Raw genomic sequence first — 22,062 nt, 5'->3', positions numbered from 1 at the left:
GCAGTTATCGGGTTTACTAACTGCCTTCTTTATAGAATAAATCCATAAATAATTTGAGATAGCTGATAGAAGCCAAGGAAGTACAGCAGGAAAAGCAACGGCTGAAGATCCCGCAAGAAGCCGAGCTTGCTTCCGAGGAAGCTGAGAGCGCCCGCCGCGGAAAGCGACTGCTCGGAGCGGAAATCGGCCGAAGCGTTTATCGGTTTTACTAAGTGCTTTCTCTTTAGAATAAATCCATAAATAATTTGAGATAGCTGAGAGCGCCCGCCGCGGAAAGCGACTGCCCGGAGTGGAAAGTGACAGAGTCTGTTACATCGCATTTTATACAATTTATGTAAAAACAACCTAAATTGAAAGAATCGAAACAAAAGAAAAGAAGCATGATTGGCGAGGTCGAAATCCGGTCCCTAATCATGCTTCTCTTATTTGCTGCTCAATCAGGCAGGGAAATTCTTATTATAATTCATCCAGTACGACAATTTCTCCTGACACAGCATCGACGCCATACTCACAGTCAATCTTGCCGCATAAAATATAACGCTTCTGCTTTTTATCGTACACATAAACGGGTGTGATTTCAATGTGGGGACGAAGCTTTTCGAACGCCTCATCTTCCGTTATCTGCGGTCTGTCGGCCGTTTCAAAATCCTTAAACATCTCCAGAATGACTTGGTTATCCACAAAATAGATTGCCTCGTATTTTTCTTCATCGATGATGAGTTTAATCTTCCTGTCGATAACACGGGCGTCAGGGCTGACTGGTTTGATTTCGGCGAAGATATACCCTTTTTCGCGCCATAATCCCGAAAGTCTCCATTTTCCGCTATCTTCCGGGAATTCAGCTCTAAGGAAGTTTCGAACTGCTGTCTCTGCCTGCTGTTGATCATTGACAGTCAATATCTCATCGTCATGATGCGTTCCATCTGAAAACAATTCTTCTGGACTTACCTCGAGTGAAAGATCAATCTTCTGCTTGGAAAAAGGCTCATTGATTGGTTCCTGCCATTCCAGAATGCTATCACTATGTGTAAAAGATTGTGGAGCTTCGACCTCGTCAAAGGAAATCGTACGCTTGCCATCATTCGTTATAAAAACGGTAGATGTGCCATAAACAGCTTTCCATTTTTCCTCTTCTTCAAGCGGTATTTCCAGTAATTTGTTTTGTGATTTTGCAATAGGTTCGATTAATTCAGCTGTCAGTCCAAATGGTTCCCAGTTTAGCTGTTTTTCATTTGGGAAGGACCCGGAAACGGAGAATAATGACAGTTTTCCATCCTCATTGAATTTCATTACGATCGAGCCAGACGGGTAAACCGCTACATTATCAACCGCTGCCTGGAACAGTAACTCCTTCTCCTCTTCATGCACCAGCTTGAATTGCCTGCCAAACTCAAGACCGGTTTCATTTTCAATCCATTCGATAGCAAGCTCTGTACTTGCAGCTGGCGGAAAAGCAGCTTCGGTCATGTTTTCTCCTGCAACAAAAATGATCTCTTTAACCATTTTGGTATCGATGTCTATATCAATGCTGGCCGTGCCAGGAGGATTGTAATCTTCATTTGATTCATCAGCCTCATTTGGAAACCATTCCATGTTTAATACATACGCTGTTTCATTTGAATTCAATTGTTCACGAAATATATGATGCCTTTTTAAATAGTAGTTCCCAAGATTGAACTTTTCAGCTGTGTAATCAATGATATCCTGCAATTTTTCGTCCATTCCAATACCTCACTTATTCATTAATTGCCTATAGTATATCACAAGGTATTCTTAATGAAAGTGATTGGCAAGGCCATTGGTGATGGCCTTTGCTACCTGCTTATGATAATCAGCTGTTTGAATGACAGCGAGATCATTGGGATTGGAAATGAACCCGAGCTCGATCAGTACAGATGGAGCAGTTGTGTTTCTTAGTACACGGAAATCCGCCTGCATGATTTCCCGGTTATCAAGCTGCACGGAAGCTGCCAACGATGATTGGATATTCTGCGCCAGTCCGTAATCTGCCTGATCTCCAAAATAGGTGCTGATACCATTTACGGTTAGAACAGGAAAAGAATTATAATGGAGACTGATAAAGGCATCCGTATCGTAAGTATTGCTGATTTCGGCACGCTCATTCAGCGGTACAAAGTAATCACTTGTTCTGGTTTCAATGACGGTTGCCCCTGCATTGCGCAATTCGCTGGTAACCTCAGCGGCAGTTAAAGAAACCAAGTCCTTTTCATATACACCATTAAGCCCGACTGCACCAGGATCTTTTCCACCATGTCCCGGGTCAATAACAATATGGAGGCCATCCAATGTCTTTGATGGATTGGTTGAATCTGTTTCCTCTGCAGTTGTAGCGATCTGAGTCGATGCAGGACTAGCCTGATTGCCAGAATCGTTTGTGAGCCATGCAGCAATCCACCCGGTCGAATCACCTTCCAATTCAACCTGATGCCAATCACCGGCAGTATCTACCAAATTGTATGTATCCCCCATCTTTGCAGAACCAACAACCGGATGATTCTTCCCTGGACCGGAACGAAGATTGACACTGTCTGCAGTTACAGTTATTGCCTTAATCGTTTGATTGGCGGGAGCTGCGGGGTTAGCTGAAGCAGTGGTATCTTCTGTTTCAGCAGGTATCAAATGATGTCTCGCTACCCAGACTTCTTTCCCGCCGTAATAGGTTTGTACCCAGCCATATGCTTCTTTGAATGCCACTACGCTGTTCCCTTTGCTAAGTGATCCGACAATGTCCGAATCTGCAGCTGGCTCACTTCGCACATTCAATACATTAGGACTTACTTTATAGGTTTTGCCATCATGCGCGAAAGAAGAATGAGGGAAAAGGACTGACAGCAGCAGAACGAATCCAATGCCAACGAAAAGATTTCTCATGTTATCCTCCTCTGTATCAATATTAAGACTATTAAATCAATAGTATCTATAATAGCACTTCTTTGAGAGGAATAAACATTCTATTGGAAAAATCATTCCATCAGACTAGCAATATTTGAAAAGATAATCGTATTTAACTATATTGTCCCGTCTTACTGGAATACGGAAAATGGATGACTGGTCATTTTCATTTCATAGCCTATAAAAGAACAGCAAATCTAAAATACAGGAACGACAAAGAAACGTGCTGAATAGTACTCATTTCATCACGTTCTTCTCTAGTAGGATTCAGTAGGTACCTCTAATCAACTAAAGCCATTTGATCAGCATGGATGCATCTTTTAAAGCTGTTTTATTCTCAAGAATTTCGTTAGGTCGACTGGCCCTGCCGATGACATATCCTTCAAAGGACATTTTATAGAACTGGCAAATGTAATTGAATTGCTGAACTAGCGGCAGTCCTTTCACTTTTGGAGTGTCACCGCCGACGGCAATAAGATAGACCTTCTTTTTCGCCAACTCATCGCGAAAATGGGTGTAGCCGGGATCTCTTAATATTTGTGACCATCGATCAATGAAAATCTTCATCGGTCCAGACATGCTATACCAGTAGATGGGTGTGGAAAAGACAATCACATCATGAGAAAGCATGAGGTCAATCAACCCTTTGTGATCATCTTCAACGGCATCGAATCCACTTTCATCATGCCGCTGATCCATAATCGGCTTGATATTATAATCGCGCAAATAAATATGGGTACCTTTGTCTTTCGGTACAGCATGATAGGTTAAGCATTCCGTATTTCCATTAGCACGAGTAGACCCGTGAAAAACAATTATTTTCATATTCATCCTCCTTTAAAATAAAGGCTGAGAGGGGCCATAGTTCAATAAGACTTTTTGGATGTTCATATTAGTATATGAATATAGTGATCATAAAATGTGAATGAAACGGTATTTCATCTGATTTGCAGTAAAATATGCAAAGCCCGATTTTTCTAATAAGCGAGTATCATGAAGTGTATATGTGAAGGTAGGAGTGTAATCGAACAAAGGATAAAATTTTCTTGAGGGGAGAATTACAAATGGCGGGTCCTATCTATGCAAGATCCGCCATCATGTGGGTGTGTCTATTGTCTGTAATAATATATAAACTTCAGTCCCATACCTCACTTGCAATGATAAGACTAACGGACAGACTAATACAAAAAGCAATAATTGCGATAAGCATGAAAAATACCTCCTTATTCCTAAACAAATCCTACTATTTAATAATTATTATATTATATATCACTTTAGAATGAAACGGGTATGTTTTGAATCCGAATATTATTATCGCTGCTTTATTTGAATAAGTGTGTTATAACGTTAAGTTTTTGTAGTTAATGAAAAAACATGCATGCGAGTAACAATCATTATTTCAATGCGCGCAAATAAATGGCCAAAGCTTATGGAAGCAGGTAATTATATCCATTTATGCATTATTAAAATCAAAAAATGATTAGAAAGGATCATCTATATAAAACCTTTACTGGTTAGGGTTTTCCGAAGAGTTATGACAAAGTGGCGTTGCTTTTTGACTGCATTTATATACGGTAAATGTTGGTTGTTCAAAAAAAAGACACAAAGTTGTTACTGAAATGTGAACTAATTCACAAACAGATTCTCAAAAAGATGAATTCATGTTAATCTATAAATGTAGTAAGGAACACCTTTACAATATATTGTGAAACACTGAACTTATCATAAAATATTAAAGGAGATGGATGTAATGATTATGAATTTCATTCGTGAGAACAGGGTTGTGGCAGGAATATTGGCTGTATTGAGAGTCTATATTGGATATACATGGTTAACAGGCGGTATTGGAAAATTGACAGGTGGAGGATTTGACGCCAGTGGATTTATTCAAGGAGCAATTGCAAGCAGCGGAGGGGAACATCCAAGTGTTCAGGCTTGGTGGGGAACATTTCTGGAAGCGGTAGCGTTGCCAAATGCGGGATTATTCAGTGTAATGGTAATGTGGGGAGAGATATTGGTTGGTGCAGCACTTATTCTAGGGATATTCACTAACTTCGCTGCATTAATGGGAATCACAATGAACTTTGCTTTCCTTTTCAGTGGAACAGTCAGCACAAATGCCCAAATGGTCTTGATTACAGTATTCCTTATCGTAGCCGGATTCAATGCCGGAAGATATGGCTTGGACAGATGGGTCATTCCATTCTTGAAAGACCATACTCCAATCAATAAAAACAAAACAAAAAAAGAAGTCGTAATAGCCTAACCGATTTATTGACAGACTGACCCATCATGGGTCAGTCTTTTTTTCGTAAATTACATACTGGCCATGTTTAATAACCGATAGGATTGTGAAATATAGATTATACAACGATTGAAAGGAGATTAGACAGAATGAACCGAGCGATGATAATGATTTTTTTACTGTCCCTGGCCATGTTTTTAACCGCATGCGGCGGCAACGAGGCGGAACAGGATACACAGAATCAAAATACCGATGATTCCACCCAAAGTGAGTCAGCGAATGAAGAAGCACAGGAAACAAACGCAACTGCTGAAGAAGAGGTATTGGTTTCTCTAAAAAATCCGGAGGGACAGGTTGTAGGAACGGCAACACTTACAGAGGAAGAATCTGGGGTGGGCATCAAGCTGGAAGGTGAGGATTTGCCTCCTGGTTCCCATGGATTCCACATTCATGAAGTGGGAAAATGTGATCCTCCTGACTTCGAATCTGCCGGTGCGCATTATAATCCAACAGATGCCAAACATGGTTTCGATGATCCAGAGGGACCGCATGCAGGTGATATGAAAAATATCGAAGTTGCAGAGGATGGAACGGTAACTGCAGATGTCTTGAATGAGATGGTTACCCTGAAAGAGGGCACGGATAATACATTGTATACAGAAGAAGGGACCGCATTGATGATTCATTCGGATGCTGACGATTACAAAACGCAGCCATCCGGTAATGCGGGAGAAAGAATTGCTTGTGGTGTAATTGGAGAATAAAGGAAGTAGTACAATAGAATCAAATTCCTTAAAAATAGAATATATGTTCTGTTTTCGGGGTTCGATATGCTATAATAGACAAAGATAAAGTTCCCATAGACGGGTCGGCTAACCCTCTTTCAGAAAGGGGGAATGCCTATGAGCGTATATGAAGTGCTGATGGTATTGGGGAGCTTTGGTACACTTCTGATTGCGCTGCTCGGACTGGTCACGACCCTGATCAACAAAAAATAGACCCTCCCTATTCATCGTCTAAATTTGATAGGGAAGGTCTTTGCAGAAAGCTGCCGATTCCAGACTATTGGGAACCGCTTATCTGATGGCCCAGTGACAGCTGGGCCTTTTAAGTATATTTACTCTTCATTTAAAGTATACCATATTTCACTTATATTGAAACATTCAACTTTCCTGAGAATTGCACCTTCTGTAAAGCATTAAAGCAAAAGAGGACAACGTATCTTGACCAAGCCGATAGTGCCATTTCAATTGGGTACAGACTACTGTATAATATGCAAGTATAACTGGTGAGAGGAGTCCTAACATGGAGCATCAAACAAAGGTACAACAAATGGGGAAGAACCAGGATAAAATCTGGACACGTGAATTTTTGTTTATTTGCTTTGCTAACTTCTTTGTTTTTCTTGGATTTCAGATGACCCTTCCTACCATTCCATTATTTGTGAAAGAGCTAGGCGGTAGTGACCAAATGGTTGGAATGATTGTCGGGATCTTCACTTTTTCCACCTTGCTCATGCGGCCAACTGCAGGACATGCTTTGGAATCTAAGGGGCGAGGGTTCGTATATATGATTGGATTGACGATATTTGTATTGTCAGTTGGCGCATATGCCTTTACTGCAAGTATTTTCCTTCTGATTATTATCCGTATGGTACAAGGGGTAGGCTGGGGGTTTTCCACAACAGCCGGTGGAACAATTGCTACAGACCTGATACCACCCAAAAGACGAGGGGAAGGTATGGGGTATTTTGGTCTGTCCGGAAATCTGGCCCTGGCATTTGGTCCTTCACTCGGCTTGACCTTGACAGGAATTATATCATTTAGGGATCTCTTTTTAATCTGTGCGGCTTTTGGATTTATTGCCTTTCTATTCTCAACGAAAATTCGTTATAAAGAAGTTGATCAATCTGCACATAAAACAAGTACGGTGAAATTCGATATTTTCGAGAAAACGGCACTTCAGCCATCGATTCTGCTATTTTTTATTACAGTCGCATTTGGAGGAATTGCTACTTTCCTGCCATTGCATGCCATAGATCAAAATGTTTCTGGTATCCAACTGTATTTTCTTGTGTTTGCAATTTTTCTTATGCTATCAAGAACATTTGCTGGGCAGATTTATGATCGGAGAGGGCATCTTTACATATTTCTACCGAGCACGCTTCTGATATTCATTTCGATGCTGCTGCTATCCTGGTTGCCAAATACTGCTACAATGCTTACTGCAGCTGCACTGTTTGGTCTTGGATTTGGTGGTGTCCAGCCGGCCCTGCAGGCATGGGCAGTTAATGAAGCGCCTGCCGACCGGAAAGGCATGGCTAATGCGACCTTCTTCTCCTTCTTTGATTTGGGAGTTGGAATAGGGGCAATAGCATTCGGTCAGTTTGCCTCCTATTTTGGTTATGCCTCCATTTATGCAGCATCTGCTGTATCGGTATTAGCATCCATGTTTATTTATCTTTATCTGGTCATGAAGGTTCTGAAAAAATAAGTAGATTATTTCTAAAAGATGAAAATATTGTATACAATAGAAGAATCTGATACTAGAAGGTGGGTTCCTTGTATTTTGAAAAAAATAAGTGATATTAACATCCAGAAATTATTCCCAGCTGTCATTTATAAGCGTGGACTGGATTATTATAAACAAAATAAAGTGAGCGATCTTTTATATGATATAAATTACCAGGTTTGGACTGCGACAGTACATGGATCAGAGGATTATTTTGTTGAGATAAATATGAAGGATTTCGATAAAGGTTCAATTGAAACCTATTGTGATTGTCCCGCCTTTGAGACGTTTGGATCATGCAAGCATATCGCAGCGGCGCTTATCAGTATAGTAGGTAAGGAATCTTCGAATACGGGCAGGCCTGTGCAGCACAGCTATCAACTGACAAATAGTTTTATCCAGGCATTGAGCCACATGCCGCAGCAGCGGACGGTGGAAATTCTCTCCGATAAAATTCCCATGCATGTCGAGTACCACTGTAAATGGAATTATGATCAGAATTTGCTGGTTGAACTGCGTGCAGGAGAAAAGCGCCGCTATGTCGTAAAAGATGCTTTTGCCTTCCTGAAGGATGTACTGCAGGGCAGGGACCACTTCTTTACGAAAAATTTCATCTATAATCCCGACGTGCATTCCTTCTTGGAACAGGACTATGAGATATTTGACATGCTTTTTGCCATTAAAAGGAATGAAGAAGTCTATCAAAATCCATTTTCGTATAACGGTGGTAAGGACAATGGAGATAAACGTTACCTGAAAATCCCCCCGCTGGCGGCAAAGATGCTATTGGAAAAGCTTGCGGAAAGGGACTTTACAGTCGAAGTACAAGGAAAAAGTTTTCGAGATGTAGTGATTGAGAAGGATACATTACCATTCCATTTTTCACTGACTAAAAATGACCGGGATGATTTAAAGCTGACAATGGCTGATGCGGAAGGGGCAATATATCTTCAGCTATATGAATTGCTGTTTCACCAAGGAGTCTTCTATTTTCCAGCCAAAGAACAGGTGGGAATCCTGGAGGAGATATCCAAATTCGGGATGAATGATCTTGAACTCCCCATTCAGAAGACACAGGCTGACACATTTCTATCGGAGGTTATGCCTTCACTAAAGAAAATCGGCAATGTAGACGTGGCTGAGGCAATTACTGCGGAAGTTATCCAAGTGCCATTACGGGCGAAATTGTATCTGGAAGTGAAAGCAGACTGGATTACCGGGAAATTGGAATACCACTACGGAGATCAGCTGATTGACCCATTCACCGGCAGAAAAGAGAATGATGTCATTATAATCCGCGAAGTAGAGAAAGAACAGCAAATCATGCAGCTGATTGAGCATGCGAATTTTCACTATAATGGCAATGAGCTTTATATCGAAGCGGGAGAAGAGGAGCTTTACGATTTTCTTTATTACGTACTCCCGCTGCTTGATGATTACGTTGAACTATTCCTGTCATCGGAAATTCGCGGAATGATTATAGAGAATGACCCTCGACCGAGCACAAGCGTGCGGTTGGAATCCTCATCAAACTTACTTGAGATTGGATTTGATATCGCTGGTGTCGATGATACGGAGATCAACGAAATCCTTAATGCGGTTATCGAAAAGAAGCGTTATTACCGTTTGGGAAGCGGGGAATTGCTATCCCTTGAAGGTGAAGAATTCTCATCCATGAAACGCTTTTTCGATGATATGGACATTCATAAGAATGATTTCCTTAATGGAAATGTGCATATGCCAGTGTACCGGGGAACACAGCTGGATGAGCTGATTGATACGAAAAAACGGTATGATCCGTCGTTCCGCCAATTACTTGATGAGCTCAAGTCGCCAGAAGACCAGTTGTTTGAACTTCCGGAAACACTGGATGCCTCTTTGCGTAACTATCAGCAAACAGGTTTTCAATGGTTCAAATCGTTGAGCAAATACCATCTTGGCGGAATCCTGGCAGATGATATGGGACTAGGGAAAACGCTGCAGAGCATTGCCTATCTCGCATCCGAATCGGAAAATGAAACAGTGGGTCCGCATCTTATTGTTGCTCCTTCGTCCGTCGTCTATAACTGGAAAAATGAGTTTGAAAAATTCGCTCCGAGTTTGACGTCGGTTGTCCTGACCGGTATACCGGATGAACGCCACCAGTTGATGGAGGCTTCAGAAAAAGTGAATGTCTGGATCACATCCTATGCTACTTTAAGACAGGATATAGAGCTTTACAGGGAGATGACCTTCCAAACCATGATTCTCGATGAGGCGCAATATATAAAGAATTACGCGACGAAAACGTCCCGGGCAATTCGTGAGATAAAAGCAACCCGTCGATTCGCCTTAAGTGGAACTCCGATTGAGAATTCGATAGATGAATTATGGGCAATCTTCCAAGTTGTCCTGCCTGGGCTGATGCCAAATCATCGAAGTTTCAAACAATTATCCAATGAGAAGATAGCGATGATTACACGTCCATTCATCCTTAGACGCATAAAGAAGGATGTGTTGAAAGAACTGCCGGATAAAATTGAATCGGTACATGTTTCAGAGCTTACCAAGGAGCAGAAGGATCTCTATGTAGGATATTTAAGACAGGTACAGCAGGAGGCAGCCCAATCCATCAAGGATAGCGGCTTTAACCAGAATCGCATGAAAATCCTTGCTGGACTTACCCGTCTTCGCCAGATATGCTGTCACCCGGCGCTGTTTATTGAAAACTATGAGGGCCATTCCGGCAAAATGGAACAGCTGATGGATACGATTAAAAACGCTATTGAAAATGGAAAACGGATGCTGATTTTTTCCCAGTTCACAAGTATGCATGACATCATTAGAGCGCGTCTTGAGAAAGAAGGCTATGGTTATTTTTATCTGCATGGTCAAACACCTTCGAAGGAAAGGGTTAAGCTTAGTGAACGATTTAATAATGGAGAAAATGACATCTTTCTGATCTCGCTTAAGGCTGGGGGCACCGGTCTAAACCTTACGGGTGCAGACACGGTAATCCTGTATGACCTTTGGTGGAATCCGGCTGTAGAGGATCAGGCTACAGGAAGGGCACATCGTTTTGGGCAAAAGAATGTTGTTCAAGTCATTCGCCTGGTCACAGAGGGGACGATAGAAGAAAAGATATTTGATTTACAGCAGAAGAAACGGGAGCTGATCGATCAGGTTATACAGCCTGGAGAAAGCATGCTTTCGGCACTTAGTGAAGATGACGTCCGTGAACTATTGAGCTTGTAATCTAAACGATATCTCATTAAAAATGGTTTGCGCCCTGGCAAATAAGGGAATATCAATAACAAAACGGATGAAAGGCTGGAGGCTGCTATGTTAAAAAATATTCTTGCCTATTTCACTTCGGAAAATGATGCGGAATCTGCACGCTCGGCGCTGCAAACTCTAAAGGTCAAAAAGCTCAGTATAGATCAAATACCCAATGACCAAGGTCAGGAGAATACAAGATATATCCCGATATCTCCTTTGGGACCAACATGGGGTATTAACGGAACATTGGAAAAGGAAACATTTGGAGATGAAAAGGTATCAGAAAAAGACGATCGGCCACTAACACATGTAATAGAAGGTCAGATCGATGAAGAAGACTTCGATAACGCAATGAAAATATTATTGGAAAATGATGGATATGAAATAGAAAGTTAAAAGAACTGCTGGGGCTATGTGCTCCGGCAGTTCTTGTTTGATCAATTAAATTGCCGCCCTGAGTCATTGGTTCAGAGTGAATAGTTTTCTTGGTCTGCCTTTTAGATACGGACGTTCTTCGCCAGATACTTTGATAACATCTCCCGTAAGGAGTTTATTCACCGTACGTTCTGCACTGCGCTTGGTGACCTTGTAATATGTTGCGATATCATTAGAAGAAAAGGGCTCGTTATTGCGGTCTGTTATGAAGTCTATGAAGTTATAGGACAATTCATTGTTGAGTTTTGCTTTATGGATAAGTGCCTGAAATAGATTGGATGTATCAATGTTCCTTTTAATGCCGATCGGCCCAATCGTGTCCTTCCGCTCGTTAACGATGTAACTTAGGCTTTTCACCTCTTTGTCACATCTATCCAAAGCAAGCAGGGCATTATCTTCAGATTCCTTCGCAGTAAGACCAAGCCCGAAACCGATATCGATTGGCCTTTGTATAGCAGACTCGATTTCTCGGAGGAGCGGGAAGTCGCGATAATGATTCTGCAGATAGTCGATCAGTTTCTTTGTACCCAAAATGACAAACTGGTCATCTTTTTTATGGGTGAGGATGGCATCATTCCGCTGGCTGAACGATGTCAGTAATTCTTTCATTCTATATATTGCTTCCTCGGCTTCTTCACGCTCATCATCAGCTGCCTTTTCACTGTTTTTGATACGGATATAGCCTGTCACAAGCTGAGTGACTTTGCTTTGATTGATGATTGTTAACGTTTCTGCCTGCTTGAGGGTCTCCCTGATATTCATGTCGGGGATTACCATGCAATTGACTTTTATGCCATAGTGATGCAGCTGTGTCTCGACATCTGGACAGGATGTAAGTACGTGGTCAATCTTGCCGTCATCCCATAGCTTTTTGTGATACCCGACGATTCGATCAATATCAGGGTACTCATCATCTCCAATAATATAAGAATGGATCTGCTTATCGGTCAGTTTGAGTTCTTGGCTGATATCCATCCAGCACTCCTCCGTCATTACATCGATCGAGAGTCGTTCCGGCTGCTTTTCACGGTTTTTCAATCGGTACAAGGAAGTGAGGAGCATATACGGATCGAATGCGGCCTGGACAGCCGGCAGTTTCTTCTTTTTAATTCTATCCTTAACGCGCAAGAAAGAAAGCGCTTCCGTAAATAGGTAGACATCACACATGAAAGCCCTTTCAATTAATGGCAAGGTTTCTTTCGAATGCTCATAGATAAACGGAAGTATTTCTATATTTTCATGGTCCTTTGCCAATCTGTCTACGCGTTCCACGGTTTCCCTTCGACCAAATACAGCAATTTTCGTTTTCACGCTACTACACTCCTTCTTAATGTAAGATGGTAAATCAATCGATCAAATAATCGATTATAAGCTGCCCAACCTCTGCTATGTAATGCTGACCTGTTCCGTTGTTTTTCCAGCCTTCTGTAAGTATGGCAGCCTCTATCCTTTTCCCGTTGGCTTCTATAATAGCCGCATCATGTTCCACGCCCTGTAATTCTCCGGTCTTCCGGTAAAAGCGGATATTTGGAGTGTTTGGATTGAAAGTGGATAACTTATTGTTGAATTGCTGATCGCCAAGAATCCTCAGAATCTCTCTTCGGCTTTTATTAGGAAAGTAATCATTTTCCCTGGAGAATAGTTTCAGTAAGCAAACGACATCATTGGCTGTAGTAATGTTATCTTTTCCTTTTTCAGCTGCTTCTATATCCATAAATTTCCTCTCTATTATGGTATGCTGGCAGCCGATGCTTTTTGAGAAATGATTTATATCTTCCATTCCAATAGCATCGAGTAAAGCATTTGAGGCAGTATTGTCTGAAACAATGATCATTAGTTCAATAAGGTTCTGGTAGCTGTAGACATGAGCGTTCTTCAAGTAACTAATAACCCCTGAGCCTCCGACCATCGACTGATGATCAATATAGACAAGTTTATCGAATGACAGTAAATTTGACTCCAACCGCCTGTAGGCTTCCCCTAGGATAAACAATTTGGCGACACTGGCCGCTTTCCTTGGCACGTCAGCATCTATACCAATACTGCCTTCATCCGTATGGATTGCAATCGAAACTTCACCTTCCATTCCAGCTGACATTGAGAGTAAGGCAGAATTCAGTTGGTTAAGATCCATATCCTTCCCCCTTTACGGCGAATAAACATAACTTTTTATTATTATCAGCCTTATCATATTGAATTTTCTTAATATTGTCAAGAAAGCATGAATAGTATTAACTTAAAGTGAAACAACGATTGTGAAAGGGATTTCATTTGGGTGGCAATAAAGCCATGGAGAGACCGTGTTTTGTCTTCCTTATCTTGGCAATTATTTGACAATAACTTAAAATCCATTGTAAGATGATTTTACAATATGATAGACAAGGGGGAGTTTGCTTGAAAAAGAAAAAATTGTTGTTTCAATCCGTTTTATTTTTGGCAATGGTTTTATTTTTAGCTGCCTGTGGCGGTAATGAAGATAGTGAGGGGGGTTCCTCTGAGGGTGGAGAAGACGCACCTAAATTCCTTCAAATGCTGACAGGCGGTACGAGCGGTACCTATTACCCATTGGGCGGTGAAATGGCTCAACATATCACAGAAGCAACAGGTATCCAGACGGACGCAGTTTCATCAAATGCATCTGCCGATAATGTATTTGCCTTACACGAAGGTGAAGCTGACCTTGCATTTGTTCAAACCGACGTGGTCGCAAATGCAATTGAAGGAACAAACGCCTTTGAAGGTAACCCGGTGGATAATGTCCAAGCAATTGGATCTCTCTACCCGGAGACCATTCAAATCGTTACATCCGCAGATTCTGGTATTGAATCTGTTGAGGATTTAGCTGGCAAAACAGTATCTGTAGGGGCTCCTGGTTCAGGAACTTATGTTAACGCTGAGCAGATTCTGGAAGTTCATGGAATGACAATGGACGATATTGAAGCTCAAAACCTCGACTTTGGTGAATCTACTGGCGGAATTCAGGATGGTAATATTGATGCAGCATTCATTACTTCAGGAACGCCAACAGGAGCGGTAGAAGGATTAGCTGCTACTGTAGATGTAGCTATTGTGCCAATAGCAGAAGATAAAATCGCTGAAATGGTCGAACAATATCCATATTATGCTGAAGATACTGTTACTGCTGGAACTTACGGTCTTGAAGAAGATGTCACTACTGTGGCAGTACTTGCCATGCTTGCGGTCGCAGATACAGTACCTGAAGATACGGTATATGAAATCACGAAGGCAGTTTATGAAAATGCTGGAGACATGGCCCATGCAAAAGCAGAATTCATTACAGTGGATTCAGCTTTAGATGGAATTGGTATTGAGATACATCCTGGTGCACAGAAATACTTCGATGAACAAGGAGTTAGTGCAGAATAAATCAATGCAAAAATGAGAAAATGGCCGTCTGTCCATTCTTGGCTTTCGGCTATTTTTTTAGATTTAAAATAATGAAGTTTTATTGTTGGGTGAATATATGAAACATAGAATAGGAATTGCTGCAACCGTAATTATGTTACTTAGTTTAATAGGTTTTACCTTACTCATTCCTTTCCGAACTGCATTGGTATTTTATGAAAAGAGTACCGATCACATCGAAGCATTTTTGCCAATTTCACCAGGAGATACCTTCCAAATTATTTTTACACACTCCATTCACTTAACAGATGTCGTTGAAAAATATCAGATCATGGATAATCATGATATCAAGCAATATGAGATTGTGTATGAAGAATTCGGCATTGGTATGCCCTCAAACGCACTGGAAGGAGAAACATTCACATATGAAGATGGAAAGTACCATATAAAAGATTTGGACAATTATTTTCCCTCTTTAAAAGTTAGAAACGGGAAAACAGTTTCAGAAAACCGTCTAGTTTGGAAACACTCCACATCCAATAAAACAACCTCCGCAGAAGAGCAAATGGTAAGGTTCAACGAGTATTTTGAACCTGGTGCCTGGTTTACAATGAAAGTAGAAAAGCTAACGCTATGGGAATATCTGAAAGGAGTGAAAATTCATGAGTGAAAATAAGGAACAACATGAATTAACAGCCGAAGAACAACAGCAACTGCTAGAGAAATATGATACAGAATCGAACACCCGTGATGTTGGCGGTATTATTGGTAAAGTCATCTTCTTTGGCTTAATTGCATTTTCTCTGTTCCAGATCTATACAGGAATCTTCGGGCAGTATACAGCATATGTACAAAGAACGGTTCACTTGGGCTTTGCGCTCTCTTTGATATTTCTTCTATTTCCCGCAAGAAGGAAAACAAAGAAATCATCAATACCTTGGTATGACTTCATACTCGTATTATTATCCATCATCGTCTGCGGCTACTGGCCGGTATTCTATGACACACTCGTACAGCAAATTGGTGGTATCGATCTCGCTCAAGTGATTATTGGCGGTTTGGCGATATTGCTGGTTTTGGAAGCTGCCAGGCGTGCAGTGGGTCTGCCTATTACGATTATCGCGATTCTCTTCCTTGTATATGCTTTGTTTGGGCCGAGTATGCCGGGCATGCTGGCGCATCGGGGCCTCAGTCTCGATCAACTGATTGACTCCATGTTCTTTACAACAGAAGGTATTCTCGGAACTCCATTACAAGTTTCATCCACCTATATCTTTTTATTTCTGTTATTTGGAGCCTTTTTGGTCCAAACAGGTGTAGGACAATACTTCAATGATTTGGCTATTTCCATTGCCGGTAAGCAGACAGGCGGACCTGCAAAGGTTGCAATCTTTTCCAGTGCATTGAATGGTACGATATCCGGCAGTTCCGTGGCAAACACGGTAACAACTGGTTCGTATACAATTCCCATGATGAAAAAACTGGGCTATCATCGTAACTTTGCCGGTGCCGTTGAAGCAGCTGCATCAACTGGTGGACAAATCATGCCTCCGATAATGGGTGCGGCAGCATTTCTCATGATTGAATTTGCTGGGGAAAGCTATTGGAATATAGCTAAGGCTGCAACAATTCCAGCTATTTTATATTTTGCTGGAATCTGGATTATGACCCACCTTGAAGCGAAAAGGATAGGGCTTTTGGGATTGCCCGATGAGGATATACCAAGCAAGAAATCTGTACTCAAAAAGATACATTTGCTTTTGCCGATTCTGGCGATTGTATACTTCCTGTTTGTCGGGGTAAGTGTTGAGCGGGCAGCCCTTTATGGGATCTTGGCTACGGTCATTGTCAGCCTGTTCAGAAAGGATACACGGATTACACCTGGCAAGTTTATCGTGGCATTGCAATCAGGTGCCAAGACGGCCTTGGGAGTAGCCGCTGCAACAGCTTGTGCGGGTATTATAGTCGGGGTTGTAACGAAAACCGGCCTAGGGCTGAAAATGGGCAATGGGCTTGTAAGCATTGCGGGAAATCTGGCCAACTCACCGGAAACGCAATTATTGCTCACATTATTCTTTACGATGATTGCTTCGATTATTTTAGGAATGGGTTCACCGACAACAGCTAACTATATTATTACGTCAACGATTGCACTACCTGCCATTCTGGCGCTAAATGATCAGCTGGAGGTAGCCATTCCAGTACTTGCTGCACACATGTTTGTTTTCTATTTTGGTATCGTTGCAGATATAACACCGCCTGTTGCGTTAGCAGCATTTGCGGCTACAGGAATATCAGGTGGAGAACCGATTAGAACAGGCTTTAATGCCTCGAAGTTAGCTATCGCTGCGTTTATTATTCCGTATATGTTTGTGTTGAATCCAACACTGCTAATGATAGAAGGAACCTTCCTGGATATTGCCTGGGCGCTTATAACTGCTCTTGTAGGAATGCTGGCAATCGGTGCCTGTATGATAGGATTCTGGTATAAAAAGCTTAACTGGCTTGAAAGAATTATCACACTGGCAACTGGTTTGCTGCTGCTTTACCCAGAAGGACATACAGATATCATTGGACTCATTATATTTATTGTCCTGCTTGTTTATCAGCTCATCAAACGGGAGGATAAACAGGATTCTCTGCCGAAAACAAGCGGAGAAGGATAAAAAGGAAAGGTTATTTCTCAAAAATTGTTGTTTTCACATAAAACATATAAACTGCGACATACCAGTAACTGCCGATCTCCGCTCCGGGCAGTCGCTTTCCGCGGGCAACGCTTCAGCTTCCTCGGAAGAAACCCACTTCCTGCGGGATCTTCAGCTGTTGCTTTTCCCGTTGGAGTCGACTGCCCTGCGCTCCAATCCATCAGCATAATAATTATCAGTAATTTGATTCAGAAAACCCAAAAATCATAGCGGAGGAAATACATGGAGACTCCAGCGGGAAAGCGAAGACGCTAAGACCCCGCAGTGAGCGAACTTTGCGAGCGAGGAGGCTTAGCGCGAGCCCGCGGAAAGCGCAGTGTATTTCCGGAGCGGGGATATAGCACCAATCATTTCTTGTTACGTCACAATTTCCATCAAATACAAAATTAGAAATAACAACAATACTTACGAAAAAAAGCCAAAGGAAAAGATAATGTTGGTGATCAGGTTGCCCCTGGTCACCTTTTTATGTGAAAATGTTTATGTGAAATGAAGATAAAGAAGGCTGATAGTAATGGAAAAGCAACACGATTTCACCGAAGGAAATATCGTAAAGCAATTGTTCGTATTCTCCGGTCCCATTATACTTACCAATCTGCTGCAGACCTCGTATCAATTTATTGATAGCCTATGGGTCGGTAATTTACTTGGTGCCAATGCACTTGGGGCAATCGGGGTAGCCAGTACGATTATTTTTATAATCCTTTCTTTCATCATTGGTTTAAATAATGCAGCATTAACGATATTGTCCCAGCAAAAGGGTAAAGACAACCATTCAGGACTTAAAAGTTATCTGAATGCATTCGTGGTGATACTAACCGTCATCGCTGTTGTACTCGGTGTAGTGGGATATCAATTCTCAGAGCAGTTTTTGAAGCTCCTGGGAACACCTGATGTAATGCTGGAAGAGGCAAATGTCTATCTCCAAATTAACTTTCTCGGGATATTGTTTCTTTTCGGCTATAATTTTATCAGTACAGTAATGCGTTCATTGGGGGATAGCAAAACGCCGCTTCGTTTTGTGACCATTGCTGTTATACTTAATATTATTCTTGATCCGCTTTTAATCAGGACTTTCAATTGGGGTGTGGAAGGTGCTGCATATGCTACGGTCCTATCTCAGGGAATCGCTTTTATATATGGTCTATTCCATGTGCTGCATAAAAAGCTCGCCCCATTTAGCATTCCAAGTCTTCCGTCACGTGAGGAGATTAAGCTGATCTTGAACCTAGGTATCCCATCCGGTCTCCAGATGTCTGTCATATCTGGCGGATCTGCCGCCATAATGAGTGTGGTCACTGTCTTTGGTAGCGGCGTTGTTGCGGGCTTTAGTTCTGCCCAGCGGCTTGATAGTCTCTTGATGCTGCCTGCACATGCATTAAGTACGGCGGTCAGCAGCATGGCCGGACAAAATATAGGTGTGAAAAACTGGAAAAGAGTATCGGATATATCAAAATATGGTATTCTATATAATTTTTCTGTTATGCTCCTAATAGGAATAATCGTTGCCTTTTTTGCAGAATATGGTGTGGAGTTGTTTATCCGTGAAGAAGAAGCAGTTGAATTTGGGACGAAGTATCTGCAGATTATAGCTTTGTGTTATCCGTTTTTGGGAATTAATTTTATCTTGAATGGAATCGTACGGGCGGCAGGAGCGATGTACCAGGTGCTTGTCTTGAATATCATCTCTTTCTGGGTTTTGCGTTATCCGTTTACAGCACTGTTTGCAATGAAGTTTGGCGAAATCGGAATTGCGATTGGAATGGGGCTGAGTTTTATGATCAGCAGTTTGTTTGCAATCCTTTATTATCGATTCGGCAAGTGGCGGGAGAAGGAATTATTCAGAAGATAATTGGTGGAACCCGCCATTGCTAATCTATGAAACTAGTATGAATCAAAAAGGAAAAATCCACATGAAATTAAAACGAAAAGTAAAACAGGTGATAAAGCAGGTCTTATGGATAGCACTATTATTAATAGGATCCTTCCTGATATTATCATTTCTTACGCATGAGAAAGCGGATGAACATCCAGAGACTCCATTCACTGCGATTAGTGATGAGGTCCGAAATTATGAGCCGCTGGTTAAGAAATATGCTGAGGAATATGACGTGGCTGACTATGCAGATGTTCTGCTTGCAATGATGATGCAGGAATCAGGGGGAAGGGGAACAGATCCTATGCAATCATCAGAAAGCTATTGCGGACAGGTGGGATGCATCGATGATCCCACGTTATCTATTAAACAGGGAGTTTATTATTTTTCAGAAGCATTGCAGGATGCTGATGGTGACCTGGAGCTTGCGATACAGTCGTATAACTTTGGCCGGGGATTTATTGGTTATGTAAAGAAGCAAACGGGTACCTATTCCGTAGAGGCAGCGATTGACTTTTCGCAGGAGATGTATCGAAGCGCTCCCGACCAATCGATCTATTCCTGCCTAAGGGAGGAAGCCAAGCAGTATGATGCCTGCTATGGAGATATCTATTATGTACGTTCGGTTATGCAGTATAAGGACGTATTAGCATTGGAATAGGGAAACTGATAAAATAAAACCAAGTGGGTTCATCCCTTCTGAAAAAATGGCAATGGGAGGAATATCGATGTTGAAAACAGTGCACACTGAAAAGGCGCCAGCAGCAATTGGACCATATTCACAGGCGGTTCAAGCGGGAGATTTCACTTACGTTTCCGGACAGATTCCAATTGATCCCCAATCAGGAGAAGTTGTCGATGGGATTGCGAGTCAAACCAAACAGGTGCTGGAAAATCTAAAAGCAATTTTAAATGAGGCAGGAACGGATTTCTCTCAAGTAGTGAAGTTCACGATCTACCTTTCTTCTATGGAAGCTTTTGCAGAAGTCAATGAAATCTATGGAAGTTTTCTGACAGAACCTTACCCGGCAAGAGCTACGGTCGAGGTAAGCCGTCTGCCAAAGGATGTCCTAATCGAGATGGATGTCATCGCATATACCAAATAATAGGGGGTAACCAATATGGATAATTTTACGTATCAGAATCCGACAAAATTAATCTTTGGAAAAGGTCAGCTGGAAAAGCTCTCTGAAGAAATAAAACCGTATGGCAATCGTGTGCTTATCGTGTATGGCGGTGGAAGCATAAAACGTAACGGCTTATATGATAATGTATTAAAGGAATTGGCTAAAATCGGCGCAGAAGTATTCGAACTTTCTGGAGTGGAACCAAATCCGCGAATCTCGACAGTTCGTAAAGGTGTGGAGATATGCAAGAATGAAGCGATTGAGTTTCTTCTGGCAGTTGGCGGCGGAAGCACCATCGACTGTACGAAGGCGATTGCTGTTGGAGCGACAACAGATATCGATATGTGGGATATTGTAACGAAAAAGGCATCTGCAGCAAGTGCATTGCCATTTGGTACCGTTCTTACATTAGCAGCCACTGGCTCTGAAATGAATGCAGGGTCGGTAATCACCAACTGGGAAACAAATGAAAAGCACGGCTGGGGAACGCCATACACTTTCCCTAAATTCTCTATCTTGGATCCGCAGCATACCTATTCCGTACCCCGTGACCAGACAGTATATGGAATCGTTGATATGATGTCACATGTACTGGAGCATTATTTCCATAGAACGACTGAGACACATGTTCAGGATCGTTTCTGTGAAGGTATTTTGTTAACTGTTATAGAAACGGCTCCTAAACTGCTTGCAGACCCGGAAAACTATGAGCATCGTGCGACCATTATGCTAAATGGAACGTTGGCATTAAATGGCATGGTAAATATGGGGTATCAGGGAGACTGGGCAACCCATAATCTGGAGCATGCCGTTTCAGCTGTTCATGATATTCCGCACGGCGGCGGATTGGCTATCCTGTTCCCAAATTGGATGAGGCATGTACTGGATGAAGAGAACGCACCTCGCTTCAAACAATTTGCAGTCAGAGTGTTTGGAGTTGACACGACAGGGAAATCGGACAAAGAAGCAGCACTTGAGGGAATCGACAGACTCCGTGATTTCTGGAGCAGCATCGGAGCGCCGGCAACGCTATCTGATTATGATATTCATGAAAGTTCGGTAGAGACAATGGCAGATAAAACAGTGATTGCAAGGCCAGAATTTGGTGTTTATAAACGTCTTTCCAGACAAGATTCAATTGAGATCTATAAAGCCAGCCTATAATCTGGCTGGAACAGTATTCGACAAAGTATTTCCTGGGAAATTATTTTGTCGAATACAATAAAGAAGAACTTGCTGATTAATGATATGCAGCAAGTTCTTCTTTAATTTGCAGACGTATTTTTTCCAAACATTCTTCTGGGGTCTTTCCAAATATCCTTTTATTATTAACGAGTGCATATGGCCGCACGGCACATAAACCACAGAACGACAGGCACTCATTTGTAAGCACTGCAACTTCGGGGAATTCGGCTTCGATGATACCTTCTATATCTATTGTAGTGATTGCATTACCGTCACAGACTTCTACAACGACTATACCCATTGCTATCACTTTCTTTCCTTAGGAAGTAAATACTCTGTTAGTTTTAGCATATCTCGGAAAACAAATCAAGATTTCAGTATTGAACTGTAGATTAGCCCCAGCAAAAACGTTGCTTTATTCCTTATCATCACGCTGATGGA

At 41.8% G+C, this 22,062-nt stretch carries 19 protein-coding genes; 13 read left to right on the top strand and 6 right to left on the bottom strand.

The features are described 5' to 3' along the window. Positions 1-456: 456 nt before the first annotated feature. The 3 genes from OMHG_RS04005 to OMHG_RS03995 all read right to left on the bottom strand — a co-directional run bounded on the left by OMHG_RS04005 (position 457) and on the right by OMHG_RS03995 (position 3,738). Positions 457-1,722 carry a hypothetical protein gene (locus tag OMHG_RS04005; protein WP_010648520.1) on the bottom strand — a complete coding sequence of 422 codons (1,266 nt, stop codon included), beginning with the start codon at positions 1,720-1,722 and terminating at the stop codon, positions 457-459. A gap of 51 nt (positions 1,723-1,773) precedes the next feature. Further along, positions 1,774-2,892 carry an N-acetylmuramoyl-L-alanine amidase family protein gene (locus tag OMHG_RS04000; protein WP_010648518.1) on the bottom strand — a complete coding sequence of 373 codons (1,119 nt, stop codon included), beginning with the start codon at positions 2,890-2,892 and terminating at the stop codon, positions 1,774-1,776. A 309-nt stretch (positions 2,893-3,201) separates the two neighbouring features. Further along, complete coding sequence (locus OMHG_RS03995) at positions 3,202-3,738, bottom strand: flavodoxin family protein (RefSeq protein ID WP_010648517.1); 537 nt, start codon at positions 3,736-3,738, stop codon at positions 3,202-3,204. A gap of 925 nt (positions 3,739-4,663) precedes the next feature. On the opposite strand from OMHG_RS03995, the gene OMHG_RS03985 reads away from it, so the two are divergent. The 6 genes from OMHG_RS03985 (at position 4,664) to OMHG_RS03965 (ending at position 11,323) form a co-directional block, all read left to right on the top strand. Next, complete coding sequence (locus tag OMHG_RS03985; RefSeq protein WP_010648516.1) at positions 4,664-5,179, top strand: DoxX family protein; 516 nt, start codon at positions 4,664-4,666, stop codon at positions 5,177-5,179. A gap of 128 nt (positions 5,180-5,307) precedes the next feature. Continuing rightward, positions 5,308-5,922, top strand: a complete 615-nt coding sequence (locus OMHG_RS03980) for a superoxide dismutase family protein (protein WP_010648515.1) — start codon at positions 5,308-5,310, stop codon at positions 5,920-5,922. Between the two features lie 138 nt (positions 5,923-6,060). Then, positions 6,061-6,156, top strand: coding sequence for a putative holin-like toxin (locus OMHG_RS18965; RefSeq protein ID WP_222704851.1), 96 nt, complete (start codon positions 6,061-6,063; stop codon positions 6,154-6,156). Positions 6,157-6,463: 307 nt separating this feature from the next. Further along, positions 6,464-7,651, top strand: a complete 1,188-nt coding sequence (locus OMHG_RS03975; RefSeq protein WP_010648514.1) for an MFS transporter — start codon at positions 6,464-6,466, stop codon at positions 7,649-7,651. A gap of 75 nt (positions 7,652-7,726) precedes the next feature. Beyond that, on the top strand, positions 7,727-10,903 hold the full coding sequence (locus OMHG_RS03970; protein ID WP_010648513.1) for a DEAD/DEAH box helicase: 3,177 nt from the start codon (positions 7,727-7,729) through the stop codon (positions 10,901-10,903). Between the two features lie 87 nt (positions 10,904-10,990). Further along, a complete protein-coding gene (locus OMHG_RS03965) occupies positions 10,991-11,323 on the top strand; it encodes a hypothetical protein (protein ID WP_010648512.1) in 333 nt (110 codons plus the stop codon). A gap of 63 nt (positions 11,324-11,386) precedes the next feature. Here the strand turns inward: OMHG_RS03965 and OMHG_RS03960 are convergent, their stop codons facing one another. Beyond that, the gene (locus OMHG_RS03960; protein ID WP_010648510.1) at positions 11,387-12,673 is read right to left on the bottom strand and encodes a hypothetical protein; all 1,287 of its coding nucleotides are present in this window, start codon (positions 12,671-12,673) and stop codon (positions 11,387-11,389) included. Between the two features lie 34 nt (positions 12,674-12,707). Continuing rightward, positions 12,708-13,496, bottom strand: coding sequence for a serine hydrolase (locus OMHG_RS03955; RefSeq protein WP_010648509.1), 789 nt, complete (start codon positions 13,494-13,496; stop codon positions 12,708-12,710). Positions 13,497-13,756: 260 nt separating this feature from the next. Here OMHG_RS03955 and OMHG_RS03950 point away from each other — a divergent pair, with 260 nt between their 5' ends. The 7 genes from OMHG_RS03950 (at position 13,757) to OMHG_RS03920 (ending at position 21,600) form a co-directional block, all read left to right on the top strand. After that, positions 13,757-14,749, top strand: a complete 993-nt coding sequence (locus OMHG_RS03950) for a TAXI family TRAP transporter solute-binding subunit (RefSeq protein WP_010648508.1) — start codon at positions 13,757-13,759, stop codon at positions 14,747-14,749. Positions 14,750-14,846: 97 nt separating this feature from the next. Further along, positions 14,847-15,398, top strand: coding sequence for a DUF1850 domain-containing protein (locus OMHG_RS03945; protein ID WP_044476699.1), 552 nt, complete (start codon positions 14,847-14,849; stop codon positions 15,396-15,398). After that, positions 15,391-17,394 carry a TRAP transporter permease gene (locus OMHG_RS03940; protein WP_010648506.1) on the top strand — a complete coding sequence of 668 codons (2,004 nt, stop codon included), beginning with the start codon at positions 15,391-15,393 and terminating at the stop codon, positions 17,392-17,394. Before OMHG_RS03945 ends, OMHG_RS03940 begins: the two co-directional genes overlap by 8 nt. A 553-nt stretch (positions 17,395-17,947) precedes the next feature. Beyond that, positions 17,948-19,285, top strand: a complete 1,338-nt coding sequence (locus tag OMHG_RS03935; RefSeq protein ID WP_010648505.1) for an MATE family efflux transporter — start codon at positions 17,948-17,950, stop codon at positions 19,283-19,285. A gap of 61 nt (positions 19,286-19,346) precedes the next feature. After that, the gene (locus OMHG_RS03930) at positions 19,347-19,970 is read left to right on the top strand and encodes a lysozyme family protein (RefSeq protein WP_081498500.1); all 624 of its coding nucleotides are present in this window, start codon (positions 19,347-19,349) and stop codon (positions 19,968-19,970) included. 67 nt (positions 19,971-20,037) lie between these two features. Continuing rightward, positions 20,038-20,415 carry a RidA family protein gene (locus OMHG_RS03925; protein WP_010648503.1) on the top strand — a complete coding sequence of 126 codons (378 nt, stop codon included), beginning with the start codon at positions 20,038-20,040 and terminating at the stop codon, positions 20,413-20,415. Positions 20,416-20,430: 15 nt separating this feature from the next. Beyond that, positions 20,431-21,600: an iron-containing alcohol dehydrogenase gene (locus OMHG_RS03920; RefSeq protein ID WP_010648502.1), complete on the top strand. Its 1,170-nt coding sequence runs from the start codon at positions 20,431-20,433 to the stop codon at positions 21,598-21,600. 76 nt (positions 21,601-21,676) lie between these two features. Here the strand turns inward: OMHG_RS03920 and OMHG_RS03915 are convergent, their stop codons facing one another. Next, on the bottom strand, positions 21,677-21,922 hold the full coding sequence (locus OMHG_RS03915; protein ID WP_010648501.1) for a YuzB family protein: 246 nt from the start codon (positions 21,920-21,922) through the stop codon (positions 21,677-21,679). Between the last annotated feature and the right edge of the window lie 140 nt (positions 21,923-22,062).

Origin of the sequence: Oceanobacillus massiliensis str. N'diop, from assembly GCF_000285495.1 — a bacterium.
Taxonomy (GTDB): Bacteria; Bacillota; Bacilli; order Bacillales; family Amphibacillaceae; genus Oceanobacillus; species Oceanobacillus massiliensis.
Note: the sequence above shows the minus strand (reverse complement) of the source record. Positions and strands in the feature narration are given on the sequence as shown.

What these genes read in the sequence shown, in the direction of transcription:
- OMHG_RS04005 (WP_010648520.1), bottom strand. Translation starts at nt 1,722, where the DNA reads ATGGACGAAAAATTGCAGGATATCATTGATTACACAGCTGAAAAGTTC.
- OMHG_RS04000 (WP_010648518.1), bottom strand. Translation starts at nt 2,892, where the DNA reads ATGAGAAATCTTTTCGTTGGCATTGGATTCGTTCTGCTGCTGTCAGTC.
- OMHG_RS03995 (WP_010648517.1), bottom strand. Translation starts at nt 3,738, where the DNA reads ATGAAAATAATTGTTTTTCACGGGTCTACTCGTGCTAATGGAAATACG.
- OMHG_RS03985 (WP_010648516.1), top strand. Translation starts at nt 4,664, where the DNA reads ATGATTATGAATTTCATTCGTGAGAACAGGGTTGTGGCAGGAATATTG.
- OMHG_RS03980 (WP_010648515.1), top strand. Translation starts at nt 5,308, where the DNA reads ATGAACCGAGCGATGATAATGATTTTTTTACTGTCCCTGGCCATGTTT.
- OMHG_RS18965 (WP_222704851.1), top strand. Translation starts at nt 6,061, where the DNA reads ATGAGCGTATATGAAGTGCTGATGGTATTGGGGAGCTTTGGTACACTT.
- OMHG_RS03975 (WP_010648514.1), top strand. Translation starts at nt 6,464, where the DNA reads ATGGAGCATCAAACAAAGGTACAACAAATGGGGAAGAACCAGGATAAA.
- OMHG_RS03965 (WP_010648512.1), top strand. Translation starts at nt 10,991, where the DNA reads ATGTTAAAAAATATTCTTGCCTATTTCACTTCGGAAAATGATGCGGAA.
- OMHG_RS03955 (WP_010648509.1), bottom strand. Translation starts at nt 13,496, where the DNA reads ATGGATCTTAACCAACTGAATTCTGCCTTACTCTCAATGTCAGCTGGA.
- OMHG_RS03945 (WP_044476699.1), top strand. Translation starts at nt 14,847, where the DNA reads ATGAAACATAGAATAGGAATTGCTGCAACCGTAATTATGTTACTTAGT.
- OMHG_RS03940 (WP_010648506.1), top strand. Translation starts at nt 15,391, where the DNA reads ATGAGTGAAAATAAGGAACAACATGAATTAACAGCCGAAGAACAACAG.
- OMHG_RS03935 (WP_010648505.1), top strand. Translation starts at nt 17,948, where the DNA reads ATGGAAAAGCAACACGATTTCACCGAAGGAAATATCGTAAAGCAATTG.
- OMHG_RS03930 (WP_081498500.1), top strand. Translation starts at nt 19,347, where the DNA reads ATGAAATTAAAACGAAAAGTAAAACAGGTGATAAAGCAGGTCTTATGG.
- OMHG_RS03925 (WP_010648503.1), top strand. Translation starts at nt 20,038, where the DNA reads ATGTTGAAAACAGTGCACACTGAAAAGGCGCCAGCAGCAATTGGACCA.
- OMHG_RS03920 (WP_010648502.1), top strand. Translation starts at nt 20,431, where the DNA reads ATGGATAATTTTACGTATCAGAATCCGACAAAATTAATCTTTGGAAAA.
- OMHG_RS03915 (WP_010648501.1), bottom strand. Translation starts at nt 21,922, where the DNA reads ATGGGTATAGTCGTTGTAGAAGTCTGTGACGGTAATGCAATCACTACA.